Annotated in this window: 17 protein-coding genes; 12 read left to right on the top strand and 5 right to left on the bottom strand. The window is 33.9% G+C overall.

The window, feature by feature from the left end:
- Positions 1-142: 142 nt before the first annotated feature.
- Together ACSVH7_RS00085 and ACSVH7_RS00080 are read left to right on the top strand one after the other, a co-directional pair.
- A complete protein-coding gene (locus tag ACSVH7_RS00085; RefSeq protein ID WP_438064665.1) occupies positions 143-2,533 on the top strand; it encodes a penicillin acylase family protein in 2,391 nt (796 codons plus the stop codon).
- A gap of 62 nt (positions 2,534-2,595) precedes the next feature.
- Positions 2,596-3,942: an FAD-dependent oxidoreductase gene (locus tag ACSVH7_RS00080; RefSeq protein WP_438064664.1), complete on the top strand. Its 1,347-nt coding sequence runs from the start codon at positions 2,596-2,598 to the stop codon at positions 3,940-3,942.
- A 213-nt stretch (positions 3,943-4,155) separates the two neighbouring features.
- Here the strand turns inward: ACSVH7_RS00080 and ACSVH7_RS00075 are convergent, their stop codons facing one another.
- The 3 genes from ACSVH7_RS00075 to ACSVH7_RS00065 all read right to left on the bottom strand — a co-directional run bounded on the left by ACSVH7_RS00075 (position 4,156) and on the right by ACSVH7_RS00065 (position 6,555).
- Complete coding sequence (locus tag ACSVH7_RS00075) at positions 4,156-4,515, bottom strand: cupin domain-containing protein (protein WP_438060373.1); 360 nt, start codon at positions 4,513-4,515, stop codon at positions 4,156-4,158.
- 150 nt (positions 4,516-4,665) lie between these two features.
- Positions 4,666-5,034 carry a DMT family protein gene (locus ACSVH7_RS00070; protein ID WP_438064663.1) on the bottom strand — a complete coding sequence of 123 codons (369 nt, stop codon included), beginning with the start codon at positions 5,032-5,034 and terminating at the stop codon, positions 4,666-4,668.
- Positions 5,035-5,037: 3 nt separating this feature from the next.
- Positions 5,038-6,555, bottom strand: a complete 1,518-nt coding sequence (locus tag ACSVH7_RS00065) for a helicase HerA-like domain-containing protein (RefSeq protein WP_438064662.1) — start codon at positions 6,553-6,555, stop codon at positions 5,038-5,040.
- Between the two features lie 366 nt (positions 6,556-6,921).
- Between ACSVH7_RS00065 and ACSVH7_RS00060 the strand changes: the two genes are divergently transcribed.
- The 8 genes from ACSVH7_RS00060 to ACSVH7_RS00025 all read left to right on the top strand — a co-directional run bounded on the left by ACSVH7_RS00060 (position 6,922) and on the right by ACSVH7_RS00025 (position 13,995).
- Positions 6,922-7,752, top strand: coding sequence for a MotA/TolQ/ExbB proton channel family protein (locus tag ACSVH7_RS00060; RefSeq protein WP_438064661.1), 831 nt, complete (start codon positions 6,922-6,924; stop codon positions 7,750-7,752).
- Positions 7,753-7,810: 58 nt separating this feature from the next.
- Positions 7,811-8,425, top strand: coding sequence for an ExbD/TolR family protein (locus ACSVH7_RS00055; RefSeq protein WP_438064660.1), 615 nt, complete (start codon positions 7,811-7,813; stop codon positions 8,423-8,425).
- Positions 8,426-8,450: 25 nt separating this feature from the next.
- Entirely contained in the window at positions 8,451-9,008 is a 558-nt protein-coding gene (locus ACSVH7_RS00050; protein ID WP_438064659.1) for an ExbD/TolR family protein, read from the top strand.
- 37 nt (positions 9,009-9,045) lie between these two features.
- Positions 9,046-9,846: an energy transducer TonB gene (locus ACSVH7_RS00045; protein WP_438064658.1), complete on the top strand. Its 801-nt coding sequence runs from the start codon at positions 9,046-9,048 to the stop codon at positions 9,844-9,846.
- 236 nt (positions 9,847-10,082) lie between these two features.
- The gene (locus ACSVH7_RS00040) at positions 10,083-10,988 is read left to right on the top strand and encodes a PstS family phosphate ABC transporter substrate-binding protein (protein WP_438064657.1); all 906 of its coding nucleotides are present in this window, start codon (positions 10,083-10,085) and stop codon (positions 10,986-10,988) included.
- Positions 10,989-11,012: 24 nt separating this feature from the next.
- Complete coding sequence (locus tag ACSVH7_RS00035) at positions 11,013-12,674, top strand: tetratricopeptide repeat protein (RefSeq protein ID WP_438064656.1); 1,662 nt, start codon at positions 11,013-11,015, stop codon at positions 12,672-12,674.
- Between the two features lie 116 nt (positions 12,675-12,790).
- Positions 12,791-13,423, top strand: a complete 633-nt coding sequence (locus tag ACSVH7_RS00030) for a 7-carboxy-7-deazaguanine synthase QueE (protein WP_438064655.1) — start codon at positions 12,791-12,793, stop codon at positions 13,421-13,423.
- A 176-nt stretch (positions 13,424-13,599) separates the two neighbouring features.
- Positions 13,600-13,995: an energy transducer TonB gene (locus tag ACSVH7_RS00025; RefSeq protein WP_438064654.1), complete on the top strand. Its 396-nt coding sequence runs from the start codon at positions 13,600-13,602 to the stop codon at positions 13,993-13,995.
- 6 nt (positions 13,996-14,001) lie between these two features.
- Here ACSVH7_RS00025 and ACSVH7_RS00020 read toward each other — a convergent pair whose 3' ends face one another.
- Complete coding sequence (locus ACSVH7_RS00020; protein WP_438064653.1) at positions 14,002-14,547, bottom strand: YfiT family bacillithiol transferase; 546 nt, start codon at positions 14,545-14,547, stop codon at positions 14,002-14,004.
- A gap of 3 nt (positions 14,548-14,550) precedes the next feature.
- Positions 14,551-15,255, bottom strand: coding sequence for a class I SAM-dependent methyltransferase (locus tag ACSVH7_RS00015; RefSeq protein WP_438064652.1), 705 nt, complete (start codon positions 15,253-15,255; stop codon positions 14,551-14,553).
- A gap of 59 nt (positions 15,256-15,314) precedes the next feature.
- Here ACSVH7_RS00015 and ACSVH7_RS00010 point away from each other — a divergent pair, with 59 nt between their 5' ends.
- Positions 15,315-15,809 carry a YkgJ family cysteine cluster protein gene (locus ACSVH7_RS00010; protein ID WP_438064651.1) on the top strand — a complete coding sequence of 165 codons (495 nt, stop codon included), beginning with the start codon at positions 15,315-15,317 and terminating at the stop codon, positions 15,807-15,809.
- Positions 15,810-15,838: 29 nt separating this feature from the next.
- The gene (locus ACSVH7_RS00005; protein WP_438064650.1) at positions 15,839-17,065 is read left to right on the top strand and encodes an ABC transporter permease; all 1,227 of its coding nucleotides are present in this window, start codon (positions 15,839-15,841) and stop codon (positions 17,063-17,065) included.
- Positions 17,066-17,223: the final 158 nt, after the last annotated feature.

Raw genomic sequence — 17,223 nt, 5'->3', positions numbered from 1 at the left:
CATAGTTTCTTTGATAAATGTCATCAGGATTCCTTTATATTTGTTTTCTAATGTATTAAAAATGAATTGCAAATGTCTTTCTTGATGCTTTAAGCAATGAGGAAAACACAATTAAATCATAGCCTAAAATAACAGTCACACCATGAGAGTAGTTAAAAAAATTGCCCTATTTCTTTTTTTGTTTTTACTAGTGCTAGCATTGGCTTTATTTGGCTATGCTTTTTATACCAAACCTAAATATGAAGGGGAGTTGTCCTTGCAAAACATTGACAAAACCACCACAGTTTATTTCGATGATTTTGGTGTGCCGCATATTTATGCCAATAGTCAAAAAGATGCCATGATGGCTTTGGGTTATGTGCATGCACAGGATCGTTTATGGCAAATGGAATTGATGCGACGCATTGCTCCAGGGCGATTATCTGAGATTTTCGGTTCTGTTGCTTTGAAAAATGATCTGTTTTTTGCGGGTTTAGGCATCGAAGAAGCTTCTGATGTTGCCATTGCAAAATTGGATAAAAACGGGAAAGATTATCAATTAGCTATGGCTTATTTGGACGGAATTAATCAATATTTGGAAGAGGGCAAAACACCTATTGAGTTTCATTTGGTAGGAGTGAAAAAACAAAAATTTACACTCAAAGATGTCTATAATATTTTTGGATATATGTCATTTAGTTTTGCAATGGCACAAAAAACAGACCCCTTATTGACAGACATTCGTGACCAATTAGGACAAGAATATCTAAAAGATTTTGGTTTGGACGGTTCTTTGGTAACTACTAGAATCAAAAATGCGAAAGAAAAAATAAAGGAATATTCGGAAATCTCAAAATCAGTAACTGCATTGCTTGACCAATCTCCAATTCCACCTTTTATTGGAAGTAACAGTTGGGTTATTGCGCCGCCAAAAACAGAGAACGGTAAAGTTATTTTTGCTAACGACCCACATATTGGATTTTCTCAACCAGCTACTTGGTATGAAGCGCACATCGTCACACCTGATTTTGAATTGTACGGGTATTATTTAGCAGGAACGCCATATCCGCTTTTGGGACACAATAGAAAGTATGCTTATGGGTTAACGATGTTCGAAAATGATGATTTGGATTTATATAAAGAAGAAAACAAAGCAGATGATGCCAATAGCTATTTGAGCCCAAAGGGGTATGTGAATTACCAAATCCGTAACAAAACTATCCAAGTTAAAGATTCTTCTGCTGTTAACTTGAAAGTGAAAATTAGCTGCCATGGTCCTATAGTAAATGATTTAATTAAAGGATTGAATACTAAGCAACCTATTGCGCTTTCTTGGATTTATACGCAACAACCGATTCAGATTTTAGAGGCGGTATACCAATTATCTCACGCACAAAACATATCTGATTTTCAGAAAGGCGTGGCATTAATAGCTGCACCTGGATTGAACGTTATGTATGGTGATGCCAAAGGAAATGTAGCTTGGTGGGCTACAGGTAAACTATACAAACACCAACCTGGGGTAAATCCTAATTTTATTTTGAATGGCGCATCAGGGAAGGAAGATATTGCAGAATATTTGGATTTTTCTAAAAATCCTTCTGCCGTAAACCCATCATGGAATTATGTCTATTCGGCCAATAACCAACCCGAAGCTGTTGAAGGTTTCCTATATCCAGGATATTATCTCCCAGAAGATAGAGCCAAACGAATTACTACGCTTTTAGATGCCAAACAAAAATGGAACAAACAAGCCGTAAGCCAAATGATAGTTGACAATACTTCTTCAACAGTAACTGAGACGCTTAAAGTGATGTTGGCTTCTATTGCTACCGAATCACTTTCAGAAAATCAAAAACAAGCTTTCACTATCTTAAAGGATTGGAAAGGTGATAGTAATCTCAATCAAGTGGCTCCGACAATTTACAACAAATGGCTCTATTTGTATTTGAGAAATACCTTTGAAGATGAATTAGGTAAAGACAAATTCGAGCAGTTTTTAGGAACACATATCGGGAAACAAGTGGCTACAAAGCTTCTTGCGAATCCAAATTCGATTTGGTGGGATGATAGCACTACAAAAGGAACCAAAGAAACGCAAGCTTTTATTTTGAAAAAGTCATACAAAGATGCCGTAGTGGCTCTAGAGAAGCAATTAGGGAATACTGTCGCATCTTGGACTTGGAACAAAGTGCATACGGTAGAACACCAACATCCATTGGGTAACGTCAGTGCATTGAAGCCAATTTTTAATGTGGGACCTTTTGAAATAGCGGGTACAAATGAGGTAATAAACAATTTGATGTTTGGTCTGAATGCTTCAGGGAATTATAAAGTGACTGCTGGACCATCTACCAGAAGAATTATCGATTTTTCGGATATAGAAAATAGTTGGAGTATTATCCCTACAGGTCAATCAGGGAATCCAATGAGCGCTCATTATGCCGACCAAACGCAATTGTATAATGAAGGCAAATTCAGAAAGATGAAAATGAATAAAGCTGAAATCGTTACAACTTCAACAAAATTAATCTTTAATCCCATTAAAAAATAGATTTTTATAAAGGGGTTACCCATATTAATCCCTAATTTTGCTTAACTTTTTATACCCTTTTAATGCAAACACCTCAAAAAATAGCCGTTGTAGGTTCTGGTTTAGTTGGAACTTTATTGGCAATTTACCTGAAAAAATTAGGGCACACAGTGCATGTCTACGACAGAAGTCCAGACATAAGAACTGTTGAGTTTTCTGGACGTTCTATTAATTTAGTGATGTCTAATCGCGGTTGGAAAACACTTCAGGATATTGGTCTTGAAGAAGAAATAAAAAAAATTGGTATTCAAGTAGATAAAAGAGGGATTCATCTCAAAGATGGAACTTTTACCACACAATTTTACGGAAAAGAAGGGGAGTCCATCTTTTCGCTTTCTAGAGGAGTTCTCAACAGAAAAATGATTGATTTAGCGGAAGAAGCTGGAGCTGAATTCTTTTTTAATAGAAAAATTTGGGATGTTTCTTTGGCGAATGCCTCACTTTATGAAGGAGAAACCGAGCAAGGGGAGTGGAAGGAATTAAAGTATGATATAGTTTTTGGAGCCGATGGTGCTTTTTCAAGAGTACGTCATCGTATGCAGCGTCAATCTCAATTTGATTATTCTCAAGAGTTCATGAAGATTGGCTATAAGGAATTACATATTCCAGCGAATGAAGACGGAACTCATAAAATCGATAAAAACTCACTGCACATTTGGCCTCGTGGTAATTTTATGTTGATGGGCTTGGCTAATTTAGATGGAAGTTTTACTTGTACGTTGTTCATGCCTTTTGAAGGGGAAAATTCGTTTGAAAATTTAAAAGACGAAAAGACTTTAGTTGATTTTTTTGCAGAATACTTTCCAGATACCAAAGATGTAATTCCAGATTTGGTCGAAGATTTTTTCAAAAACCCAACAAGCTATTTGGTAATGACCAAATGTTTTCCTTGGACGCACAGCGATAAAGTGGCTTTAATTGGAGATTCGGCTCATGCGATAGTTCCTTTTTACGGACATGGAATGAATGCTGGTTTTGAAGATATTACCACGCTAAATGAAATGATTTTAAAATATGGCGACAATTGGAAAACTATTTTTGCTGAATATCAAAAGTCAAGAAAACCTAATGCAGATGCAATTGCCGAACTTTCAAGACGAAATTTTGAAGAAATGAGCTCCAAAACTGCCGACCCGAAATTTTTACTGCAAAAGAAAATCGAGAAATGGTTTTCGGATAAGCATCCAGATAAATGGATGCCCTTGTACAGCCGCGTAACGTTTAGTTTACAGCCTTATGCTGAAGCTTTGGCTATTGGTGATTTTCAAAATAAAATTATGGAGGAAATCATGCAGTTTCCTGATATTACCCAAAAATGGGACAGCCCAGAAGTAGAAGAAAAAATTATTCAGTTATTGAATGTAAAATAAAAAAAATCCCAAATCTAAACTTGATGCTAGATTTGGGATTTTTGTTTTATTCGATTTGAAAATAAGTTTTAGTCCAACTTAAATGGTTGACACTATTATATTTCAATTTGATTCTTTTTCTTAAGTCTCCTTTTAGGCCTCCAATTATTTAAAATTTTCCGCTCCAAACTTATATGACCTTTAATGTCTTATATGGTTCAATAAAAATTGGTGTTATTCGCGGTGGACTTTATTAAAATCAAAAGCGGGAGTGCAAATAGCTATATACTCACAAGGCTCCTCGAATGGATTTGAATATTGAACACGCGTATTTTTTTGAATATGTATCGATTGTCCAGCTTCTAGAATTACTGTTTCTCCTTCGATTATAAATTGCTTCTTCCCTTTGATGATGTATGTGTATTCGTCAAACTCTGGGGTTTGAAAAGGTTCACTCCATTTAGGAGGCGCAATCATATGCGCAATAGAAACGTCTCTATTTTGTGTAGTTGGGATGCCATGATGTTCTTCGATTAGTTTCCCGTCTGTCGTCGGGACAATAAAAGGGGATTTTTGTAAGGTGTATTTTTTCATTTTTTATAGGTTTTCTTTTTTTTGCGTGAGGGATAAAAATAAGCTACCGAAGTAGCATGTATAGCCCGACCGCATTTACAGAAAGGGGCTAATAACACTATTGCTAGTTGCCCCTTTTTGTAAATGGGGTCACGCCCTAATCATTTTATTTTACTTTTTAAAGATGAAATAAACGGCTAGCACTAGAAATAAAAAGCCAACAGCATGATTCCATCGAAAAGTTTCGTTTTTGAAAAAAAGTAAAGAGAACAAAACAAAAATAATTAAAGTAATGACTTCTTGAATTACTTTTAATTGCATCAAACTAAATGGGCCTCCGTTTTCTTGATATCCAATTTTATTAGCAGGGACTTGAAAGAAATATTCAAAAAGTGCGAGTCCCCAACTGATGAAGACTATGGTGATTAGTCCTGCGTTTTCAAACCACTTGAGTTCCTTAAATTTTAAATGTCCGTACCAAGCTAAGGTCATAAATACATTTGACAAGATTAGTAAACCAATAGTTAGTGGGCCTTTCATAGCCTATTTCTTGAATAATTTGGACAATATTCCAAAGGCTCCTCGAATGAAGGTAGCGCTTGTTACGACTTTCAAAACAGACTTTGTGACTACCTCTGTTGTGCTTGGTCCAGAAGATGTTTTTTCTTCTTTAGTTTCAGTCGCTGCTTGTGTAGCTTGTTCTTGAGCGGCATTTATTTTTTGAGTCAATAATTCATAAGCACTTTCTCTATCGATGAGTTCGCTGTATTTTTTGACTAATTTTGATGTAGAGTTAATGGTTTGTATTTCGCTTTCGGTCAAAACATCCATGCGGCTTGTTGGAGCTCGCATCATGGTTGCTGCCAGTGGAGTGGGAATCCCTTTTTCGTTCAAAGCAGTGACCAAAGCTTCACCGATTCCCAAACTAGTTAAGAGTTCTTCTGTATTGTAAAACTCGCTTGAAGGATAATTATCTGCAGTTTGTTTGATGGATTTACGGTCGTTGGCTGTAAAAGCCCTCAAAGCATGTTGAATTTTCAAACCTAATTGAGCCAAAACGCCACTTGGAATATCCATTGGATTTTGGGTGATAAAGTATATTCCTATTCCTTTAGAACGAATTAGTTTTACAATAGTTTCTATTTGGTCCAAAAGAGCTTTACTGGCTTCATTAAAAATTAAATGTGCCTCGTCGATGAATAAAACCAATTCAGGTTGTTCCGAATCTCCTTTTTCGGGCATCTGTTGGTAAATTTCCGCCAAAAGACTGAGCATAAAAGTGGAGAATAATTTGGGTTTATCCTGAATGTCATTGAGTCGAAGAATGTTGATATACCCTTTTCCAGTTTCGTCAATTCGCATTAAATCATCAATCTCAAAAGATTTTTCTCCAAAAAATAAATCAGCGCCTTGTTGTTCTAATTCGATTATTTTTCTGAGAATAGTTCCAGTTGTTGCGGTTGATATTTTTCCGTAGGCATTAGCAATTTCATCTTTTCCTTCTTCTGTAATGTAATTGATAACTTTTTTGATGTCTTTCAAGTCCAAAAGCGGCATTTGATTGTCATCACAATATTTGAAAATTACTGAAACTACACCTGCTTGAGTGTCATTCAAATCAAGTATTCTAGAGAAAAGAACAGGGCCAAATTCTGATATTGTAGCTCTTAGCCGAACACCACTTTGGTCAGAAAGCGAAAGAAGTTCTACAGGATAACTTGAGGGGCTAAATGGAATGTTTATTTTTTGATGACGTTCTTTTATGAATGACTTTTCCTCTCCGGGCATTGCTATCCCACTAAAGTCACCTTTGATGTCCATCATCAAAACTGGAATTCCTTTAGACGATAATTGCTCCGAAAGCACTTGAATCGTCTTTGTTTTACCAGTTCCTGTGGCTCCTGCAATTAAGCCGTGACGATTCATCGTTTTTAAAGGGATTTTTACAAAAGTGTCAGCTTGTGCTTCTCCGTCTAAAATGGCTCCTCCTAGTATAATGCTTTCACCTTTACAAAGGTAACCTTCAGAAATTAAGGCTTCGAAATCCGTTCTAGTATTCATAATTCGAGATTTTAAATCCTATGCAATGTATTATTTTTTTGCCAAACATACTACATCTTTTCTAAAGGAATAATGTAAGGTTTAGTCATAAATTTGTAGGATGTGTATTTTTTTAACTCATTTTTATACTTAATATATTCTTATGTTTATGGTGTTTTATTCTTTAAATGTTAATTGAAAATTTATTATTGACATCTTTTTTTGTTAAAAATTAAATATTTTAACATATTTGAAGGCTCTTTGAATTTGATAAACGGAATTTTAGGGCTAAAAAAATTTTTTTATTTGAACGAAACATATAAATTTGCCTTTCTACAAGTTTATAATAACAAAATAAATTATTTAAAATTTTTAAAATTAAAAAAAATGGCAAACGTTAAAGCACAAAAGAAAGAAAGCACTTCAAAAGGAGGAGGAATGGTTTCAGGAATCATCATTGCATCATGTATTTTGGTTGGATGGATGGTATGGAACTTTGTAATGGGAGATGGTTCTAACTTTGAAGGAGGAGTAAATACAGGACATCCACTACCGGGTAACTATTTAGCAATGGTTTACAAAGGAGGGGTAATTGTACCAGTATTGATGGGATTGTTGTTAATGACAATTGTTTTTTCTTTCGAAAGATACATGGTGATCTCTAAAGCTGCAGGTAAAGGAAACTTAGATACTTTCATGCAAAAAGTACAATCAGAAATTAAAGAAGGTAAAATTGACGAAGCAATCGCTGCTTGTGACAAACAACAAGGTTCTGTTGCGAATGCAATCAAATCTGCTTTGATAAAATATCAAGATGTTAAAAAAGAAGGATTCAATAGTGAAGAAGCTTCTGAAACAATCCACAAAGAAATCGAAGAGGCTACTTCTTTAGAAATGCCAATGTTAGAGAAAAATATGACTGTTATTTCTGCATTAGTATCTTTAGGAACACTTGCTGGTTTGTTAGGTACAGTAACAGGGATGATTAAAGCGTTCTCAGCTTTATCTGCTGCAGGATCTCCTGATTCATCTGCCCTTGCAAATGGTATTTCTGAGGCACTTATCAATACAGCTACTGGTATCTCTACTTCTGTAGTTGCTATTATATCTTACAACTTCTTTACTGCTAAGATTGACGATTTGACTTACTCTATTGATGAGGCAGGTACAACAATCGTTAATACTTACAGAAAATTTAGAGGTAGTTTAAAACAATAATTAGTATCAAATGGAGTTTATTTTATAAGCTCCATTTGATAAAATAAATTCAAAAAAAATGGCAGAATTAAATACTAAAGGAGGGAAAAAAGCAGCACCAACTACCGATATGACTGCGATGTGTGATGTTGCGTTCCTTTTGCTAACGTTCTTTATTTTGACTGCTACCGCTAAAGCACCCGAAGTTTTACCAGTTGATACGCCTCAATCTACAGTGCAAACTAAATTGCCTACAGATAATTTGGCCACAATTACCATTGGTAAAGGAAAAGTATTTTTTGACATTAAAGGAAAAGAAGTTCGTAAAAGAACTCTAGAAATGATGGGTGAAAAATACGGTTTGGAATATTCAGATGATGATACTTCTGAGTTTGCCTTGATGGAAAGTTTTGGAGTGCCAATTCAAAATCTAAAGCAAATTATAGACATGAAATCGGCTGACAGAGCAAAAGCAGGCCAACCAGGTATTCCTAAAGATTCATTAGATAACCAATTGAAAGAATGGCTTTTAAATGCAAGACGTGCTAACATTGAAATCAATGATAAAGAATTGGAAATTGCCATCAAAGGAGATGCTAAAGAGGAATACAAGTCTATCAAACAAGTTATGGATATTTTGCAAGATCAAAAAATCAACAATTTTAGTTTGGTAACTGGTTTAAGAGCACAATAATTTTAATTAATAAAGACACACTAGAATGGCTGAATTAAATACCGGTGGTGGAGGCAAAAAAGGTGGTGGAAAAGTAAGAAGTAAAAAACAAAATTCAAGAGTGGATTTAACTGCCATGGTGGATTTGGCCTTCTTATTGATTACCTTCTTTATGTTGACTACAACGCTATCAAAACCTCAATCGATGAATTTGGGGTTGCCAGATAAAGAGGATAACCCAGATAAAAAATCGGATATAAAGGTTGATGAAAATCGAACTATGACTATCTTGATTGGTGAAAACGGGAAGTTGGTTTACTATATGGGGATGTTAAATACTCCAATTGCGGGTCCTAAAGACATTTCTTATGATAAAGAGGGTATTCGTAAAGAACTGATGAAAAGAAGAAAGTCAGTTTTAGAGTATTCTGCATCAGTAGGAAAGCCTAAAAATGGAATCATTGTAATTATTAAACCAAGTAAAAAATCTACTTATCGTAACTTGGTTGATATTTTGGATGAAATGGCTATTGTAGATGTTCCTACATATGCTATTGTAAACGAGTTTACGCCGGAAGAAACAAAATTGTTAGCGGCAAAATAGTCTAACTATTTTGTTAATAACCTAATAATTAAGAAAAATGAAATTAGATATATTAAAAAATCAATGGCTTGATATCGTTTTTGAAGGACGTAACAAACTATATGGTGCTTATGAATTAAGAAAATCTAATCGTAAAACTTCAGTTAGAGCACTTATAATGGGTGCTGTTGTTTTTAGTTTAGCGGTAAGTGCACCTATGATTGCAAGTTTGTTGCCAGATTCATCCGATGGAGATGAAAACCTTGATGTTAAAATCACAGCGGTTAAATTACCTCCAAAAAAGAAAAAAGAAGAGGTGAAACCGGATGTGCCACCACCACCACCACCACCAAAAGTGGATCAAGTGAAATTCGTTAAACCCGTCGTAGCAAAAGCTGAGGATGTGGTGGAGGAAATCGTAGAGGTGAAGGACATTAAAGAGAAAAAAATTGGTGCTGAAACTATCAAAGGTGATCCAGATGCAGTTTTAACTGTAGATGAGCCTGTTGGGACAGGTACTGCTGCTGTAGTAGAAGAAGATAATACTGTTTACAACACGGCTGGTATTGAGCAAAAACCTGAATTTCCAGGAGGTATGGAGAAATTCTACAAATTTGTTGGAAACAACTACCAAGCTCCCGAAGAAGAAGGTTTGAAAGGAAAAGTTTATGTTACTTTCGTAGTTGAAAAAGATGGTTCTCTTACTGATATTAAAGTATTACGTGATATTGGATACGGGACGGGAAAAGAAGCTATCAGAGTGTTAAACAAATGTCCTAAATGGATTCCTGGAGAACAAAATGGTAAAAAAGTAAGGGTATTGTATTCTTTACCAATTACTATACAATCTGCTGAATAATGTTTCAAAGTTTAGTTGATACTATGATGAAGAAATCGCCTAAAGAGCGATTTCTTCTCGTTATAGGGTTATTGTTTTTTTTGCTCTATTTTGTAATGGGATTGGCTGTCATTTTTTGGAAAGAATTTCCACTCGAAATGAAGTTGCAATATCGTATCGCACTTGGTTTATTGTTAATGGTCTACTCCTTTATTCGCTTTCTCCGTTTTTATAATTCAAATAAGTAAGTTACTATCATGAAAAAATATTGTTTGTTGGTTTTGCTGCTAACCATTGTTTTGGTAATGTCATGTAAAGATGATAAGAAGGAAGAAACAATTTTGAAAGGTCAAGCTTCCATTGCTGTGGATGAAACAATTTTGCCAATGTTGCAGGATCAAGTGGATGTTTTTCAAAATAAGTACGATGCTAAAATTACGTTAGTAGCCAAATCGGAAGGTGAGGCACTAAACGATCTGTTTAATTTAAAAGCAACGATTGCTATTTTAACTAGAAATCTAACGGAAAAAGAAAAAATTAACTTTTCGCAAAAAAAGATTGTACCAAAAATTACTATTTTTGCTCGTGATGCAATTGCTTTGATAGGTAATAAATCTGTTATAGATACGTTAGTGGCTATGGAGGATCTGGTTGGTTTTTTAAAGGGAGAAGATAAATCTAAGTTTAAAGGCATTGTATTTGATAATCCTAATTCAAGCACTTCTAGTTATTTAAAGAATTTAGCAAAAATCAGTGATTTTCCTGTTAATGGTGTATACTCTTTTAATTCCAATGAAGAGGTAATTAAATTTGTCTCAGAAAATAAAGGAATGATTGGTGTTATTGGGATGAATTGGATAACACAGCCCACTTCTAAAACAAGAAAATATGTTGATAATGTTAAGTTTTTTAGCGTAAAAGGTTTAAAAAGCAATGTTTACAAATCGCCTACGCAAAATAATATAGCAGAAGGGACTTATCCTTTGGTACGGGATTTGTATATTGTCAATTGTCAAGGGTTTTCTGGGCTAGGAATGGGATTTGCTTCTTTTATTGCTGGAGATGTTGGACAAAGAATTGTTCTGAAATCAGGATTGATGCCAATAAGAGTGCCGGGTAGAAAATTTAATGTTAGGAACGAAATTGTGAATGATAAAGAATAAGTAATAAAAAAATATAATAAGAAGATGAATAAATTTAAGTTTTTTAGTATTGCATTTTTAGGCTCAATAGCTTTGCTTAATGCGCAAGATGTTGAACAGGCAAAAAAGGCAATTGATGCAGAACAATTTGAAAAGGCTAAATCAATGTTGAAGAATGTTTTGCAGTCTAAGCCTTCTAATGGTACTGCCTCTTTTTTGTTAGGTAATGTGTATTTGTATCAAAAAGAGACAGATTCAGCTAAAGTTTTTTTTCAAAAAGGTATTGCTGGTAGCGAAGGAGCAAAATTGAATTATATTGGTTTAGGACAAATAGATCTGGATGCTAAAAATCCTGTTGCTGCTCAAACTAATTTCGATATTGCAATTAAAGATGCTAAGCGTAAAGATGCTACTGTTCCTGTTTTTATAGCAAAAGCTTATATGAATAGCGCTACACCTGATTATAAAAAGGCAATCGCGATTCTTGAAAAGGCAAAATTAGATAGCCCTCAAAGTGCAGAGTTATTTTTGGCATTAGGAGATGTGTATTATTTAGAAAACAAACAGAATGAAGCCTATTCGGCATACAGAAATGCTTTTCAAATAGATCCAACTATGTTGCGGGCCAAAATGCAATTGGGAGTTTTGCTTAAAGGTGCAAAATCTTTTGATTTGGCAATTAATGCCTTTAATGAGGTCATTGCAATTAATCCTAATTATGGTCCAGTATACAGAGAGTTGGCTGAAACTTATTATAAGTGGGGAAGAAATAAGCCGTCAAAATCTTCTGAATATATGAAAACAGCTTTAGGTCATTATGACAAATATATGTCGTTGACTGATTATTCTTTGACTTCTCGTATTAGAAGAGCGGATTTTTTAATCTTGATTAAAGATTATCCTGAGTTGGAAAAAGAAGCCAACAAAATGGTACAATTGGATAAAGTAAATCCTAAAATTTTTAGATATTTAGGGTATTCTGCTTTTGAAAATGGAAATATTGAGGTAGCTTCAAAATCTCTTGAAAGCTTTATGAGTAATCCTAATAGTAAAATCATTGCTAGGGATTATATCTACCTTGCCGAAATTAAATTTAAAAAGGCAATCGCTGCTGATGGTCTAACAATGGATCAAGCAATGTATAATAATGGTCTTTCTGATTTGAAAAAAGCGTTAGAAATGGAGCCATTAGCTACTGAAAATCTGAATGATATTGGTAAAAAATTATTTACTAAAAAATTCTATAAAGAGGCATCTCAAATTTTTGATTTAGGCACCAAAAATCCAGAAGATAAAAATTATGTAGATGATAATATCTACTACGCGCTTTCTGTTTTTTATGCGAATAGTAAAAAAGATGTTAAAGTTGATCTAAATGAACTGAAAAGTGCTGATGCGGCTTTGGACAAAGTTGTCGTAACAGCTCCTACTTACCAAGATGCTTTTCTGTATAAAGCCAGAATTAATAGACTTGCAGAAAGCGAAGATGCTATCATTTCTAATTATGAATCGTATTTGACTAAACTAACTGAAAAAGGGGAATTGGCTAATGCTAATCATAAAACAAAAGTGATTGAAAGTTATAATAATTTAGCAGCTAGTTATGCAAACAAAGACAAAGTGAAAGCAATTGAATATTTTAACAAGACTCTTTTAGTTGACCCAACTAATGAGTATGCTACTAAATCTTTAGCTTCCTTAAAATAGTACTTTCTCTAGTAGAAATCAAAAGCGACAAACTATTGTCGCTTTTTTTTATTGTTTTTTTTTAACTTATCTATAAGGTTTTAAAGTAGTATCTTTGCTCATTAATTTATTTAGGGATGTTATCAAAAGATATACAGTTAGAGGTTAATAAGGGTACGATGTTGCCATTGATGGAAGAATTTTATACAATACAAGGAGAAGGTTTTCATACAGGAACAGCCGCTTATTTCATACGTATTGGAGGGTGTGACGTGGGATGTCATTGGTGTGATGTTAAGGAAAGTTGGAATGCTGAATTACACCCACCAACAGCAGTTAATGTGATTGTTTCAAATGCTGTTCGCCATGCAGATACTGTTGTGGTTACAGGTGGAGAACCTTTAATGTGGGATATGAGTAGTTTAACATCTAAGTTAAAAGAATATAAGTTAAAAGTGCATATTGAAACATCTGGCGCCTATGAGATTTCCGGGGTGTGGGATTGGATTTGTTTGTCCCCCAAAAAGAATAAATTGCCTGATGCTTCAGTTTATAAGGTAGCCAATGAATTGAAAGTTATAATACATAATAAGCATGATTTTGTTTTTGCTGAAGAACAAGCAGCGAATGTCAATGAAAAAGCAATTTTGTTTCTGCAGCCAGAATGGAGTAAAAAGGATGAAATGACCCCATTAATCGTGGATTATGTGATGGCGAATCCTAAGTGGAGAATTTCACTACAAACTCATAAATATTTGAATATTCCATAGTAACTGTGCTTTTTGTAGTTCTTTATTCGTAAATAATTGTAATTGAGAAGGTTGTGTGTTTTTATTGAGTATTTAGTGTTTTTTTAGGTGTAATTTTATGATATTCTACTTAAGGCCTCTTTTTTTTTGATATATTTTAATAATTCGAAGGTTTCGTTTTAAAAATATTATATATCATGAATAAAATTATACTTCATTTGGTTGCCTTATTGTTTATTTCAACTGCTTTTGCTCAAGATTTGAGTATGGTTAGTGATGATGTAATTGAGTACAATACAGTCGATTTAAGACCGGAATTTCCTGATTATTCTGGTAATTTTATGGACTTTGTCTCCAAAAATTTTTCGCTACCAGAGTATGATGGTCCTACAGGAAGCTTGAAAGTAGGATTTATTATTGAACAAAACGGAATGGTTACGAATATAAAAGTTTTGAAAAATCTTGACACAACGTCAACAGTTGAAATAAAAAAAGTTTTAGCTAAATGTCCTAAATGGAAACCTGCTGAACATAATGGCAAACCAGTCCGAGTATATTATGAGTTTTCATTGAAGTTAAGTAGTGCTAGTTAAAAGGGATTATTGCCATTTTTTGCTTTTTTTCAATTGCTGGATGTGCGCTAAATGATGATTACAATGCCAAGCGTACATCCCGATTATCTCTTTTATTGAAAATGTTTTTCCATGCTCTGGATGAATAAAAGTTTTTTCTAATTGATCATCTGTTAAGTTTTTTAATAAATAGCCCAATCGGTAGTGTAGTCCTTCTAGTAGAGATAATGTGGGAGCAATAGACATTGTTTTATTGTCTATACCTTCACCCCATAACGCCTCTTCATAATATTTGATAACTGGGTTTTCTTCTGTTAAAGCCCATTTTATTCGTATAAAACAATTCATGTGACTGTCAGCGCAATGATGTATTACTTGTTTTATAGTCCATCCTTGTGGGCGATAGGGTGTGTTAAGTTGTTTGTCATTTAATGTGGAGACTTCACTTTTTATTTTTTCTACAAAAAGTTCAATCTCTGCTATTTTTTCTTTTAAATAAGTTTTGGTGTATTGTTCGGGTGCTTTAAATGTTCCAATGGGATATTTTAGTTTTTCAAGTTCTTGATGGGTCATGGCTTAAAATGTTAGTCTAGCTAAATAATCAAAATGCTCACCTTCTATCACTAATTCGCATTGTAATTGGTGGTCATGTGCTATATTTTGTAAGGTAGTATAATCTAAGTATAACCAAGGAAACTCATCTTCGCTTTGGTTTTTATAACTTAATCGGAAAGTTAGTTCTCCGTAATAATTTGTTCCTGGAATCCATTTTCCGCCATCATCATCTTCATCAAACATGTAGATTATATCAGAAGAATCAATTAGTATTTGGCCTTCAGTGTGAAGTAGTTTTTTTAATTTTGTTAAGTATTTAGGTATTTCGTCTAGTGTACCAAAAATTCCCGTACCATTCATAAGTAATAAGATAGTGTCGTATTTAGTAGTTTCTTCTAAGTCCAAAATATTGCAAACTTTGGCTTGTTTTATTCCTCTTGCGTTACACGTTTCTATCGCTTTTTTTGAGATATCAATTGCCGTAATGTCCAATTGCTTATTTTGTAAAGCTAAAGTATGACTTCCCGCTCCACAACCTACATCAAGTATTTTTCCTTGTGACAAGTCCAGTGCTTTTTGTTCAATTAAGGGCATATTGTCATATCTTCGAAATAAATAACTCACATCCATTTCATCCTCTTCTGATATGGAAGTCGAAGTGATGATGTTTTCTGGTGAGTTCTTAAAATAATAATCATAGATGGCTTGTCCAAAAAGGTCTTTCATTTTTTATGGGTATTTAGCGATTTAAGTTTACTTTTGTGTTTTAACCTAAAGCCATGCAGTTGAAGCCTGATTTATCGGAAATAGAAAAACTTGCCAAAGATAAGCATAACGAAAATAAAAAGTATTTCGATAAGCTTAAAAAGAAAGCTCCGAAAAACTTGGACTATCTTATGCAAGAATTACATGATGCTGAATTCAAAAAAACGAATTGCTTGAACTGTGCTAATTGTTGTAAAACAACGGGTCCTTTATTTACCACAGCGGATGTAGAGCGAATTGCAAAGTATTTGAGACTAAAACCACAACAGTTTATTGCTCAATATTTGAGAATAGATGAGGATCAGGATTATGTTTTGCAATCTTTACCTTGTAGTTTTTTAGATATAGATAATTCATGTTTTATCTATGAAGTTCGCCCAAAAGCTTGTCGTGAATTTCCGCACACAGATAGAAAGAAGTTTCAGCAAATAGCTGCGATTACTTTAAAGAATATTCCAATTTGTCCTGCGGCTTTCAATATAGTGGAAGAAATGAAAAAGAAAATTCTTTTGTAAAATTGAAATAACAACTAAATCCTTTTTTTTTGAAATTAGAATATTTTATCGCCAAACGATTAATAACTGCTAAAGATTACAAAAGTAGTATCTCGGCTCCTATAATTAATATTGCCATTGCAGCTATTGCAATCGGTATGATTATGATGATTGTTTCTGTGGCGACGGGAATTGGATTGCAACAAAAGATTAGAGAGAAAATCGCGGCTTTTAATGGACATATCGTTATTTCAAATTTTGATAGTAATCAATCCGAGGCTACTTTAGTTCCTGTTTCTAAGCAACAAGCGTTTTATCCCAGATTTAAGAATATTGGAGAAATCCAACATGTTCAAGCGGTGGCAACCAAAGCAGGGATTATTCGAACTGAAACTGCTTTTGAAGGAGTGATGTTTAAAGGAGTGGGTTCGGATTATAACTGGAAAAACATTAAAGAGTATTTAATTGCTGGACGTTTACCCGGATTAACCAAAGTTATGAATCAAGAAGTCTTGATTTCCGAGTTTGTGGCGTCAAGAATGCAATTAAAGTTAGGGGATTCTTTTCATACTTACTTTATGAAGCCTGAAGGATACAACGTAAGAAGTTTTACAGTCGTTGGAATTTTTAATTCAGGTTTTCAAGAATTTGATGCTACCTATATTATAGGTGATATAAGGCAGATACAACGATTGAATAAATGGGATGCTAATGAAGTTGGTGCATTTGAGGTCTTTGTTAAAGATTTCGATGCCATTGAGGATGTTGGGGCATTGGTGTATCAGGAAATTTCATCCACTTTGGATAGTAAAACGATAGTAGAAAAATATAGTTATATTTTCGATTGGCTGAAACTCTTTGATATTAATATAATTGTGATTCTTGTAGTTATGATACTTGTTGCTACTATTAATATGGTAGTAGCTTTATTAGTGTTGATTTTGGAACGGACTCAAATGATTGGGATTCTCAAAGCTTTAGGCGCAGATAACAGGTCGGTTCGTAAAATTTTTCTCTATAACGCCTTCTATTTAGTGATGAAAGGATTGTTTTGGGGTAATCTAATAGGGGTTTCAATGGTATTGTTGCAAGATTATTTTGGGATTGTAACACTCAATCCAGCAAATTATTATGTAAATCATGCCCCCGTCTACGTTAATGTAGGGTATATTTTGATACTTAATTTAATGACCATCAGTATTTGCTTTTTTGTGTTACTACTTCCTTCCTATATTATAACTCGTATTTCTCCTGTGAAAGCGATTCAGTATCAATAATTTCATAGAATGTATATGTTTAGGTAATATATTGTTGTTCTTTAAAAATGGATATTCTTTATAAACTTAGCTTCCTGTGCTGTTATAAAGTGATTAGTATAGGTTTGTTTACGGATGTTTATTGTTGAATAATGAATAGTTTTGTGTTTTGACAAACT

It is taken from the genome of Flavobacterium sp. TSSA_36 (assembly GCF_051547165.1).
GTDB lineage: Bacteria > Bacteroidota > Bacteroidia > Flavobacteriales > Flavobacteriaceae > Flavobacterium.
Note: the sequence above shows the minus strand (reverse complement) of the source record. Positions and strands in the feature narration are given on the sequence as shown.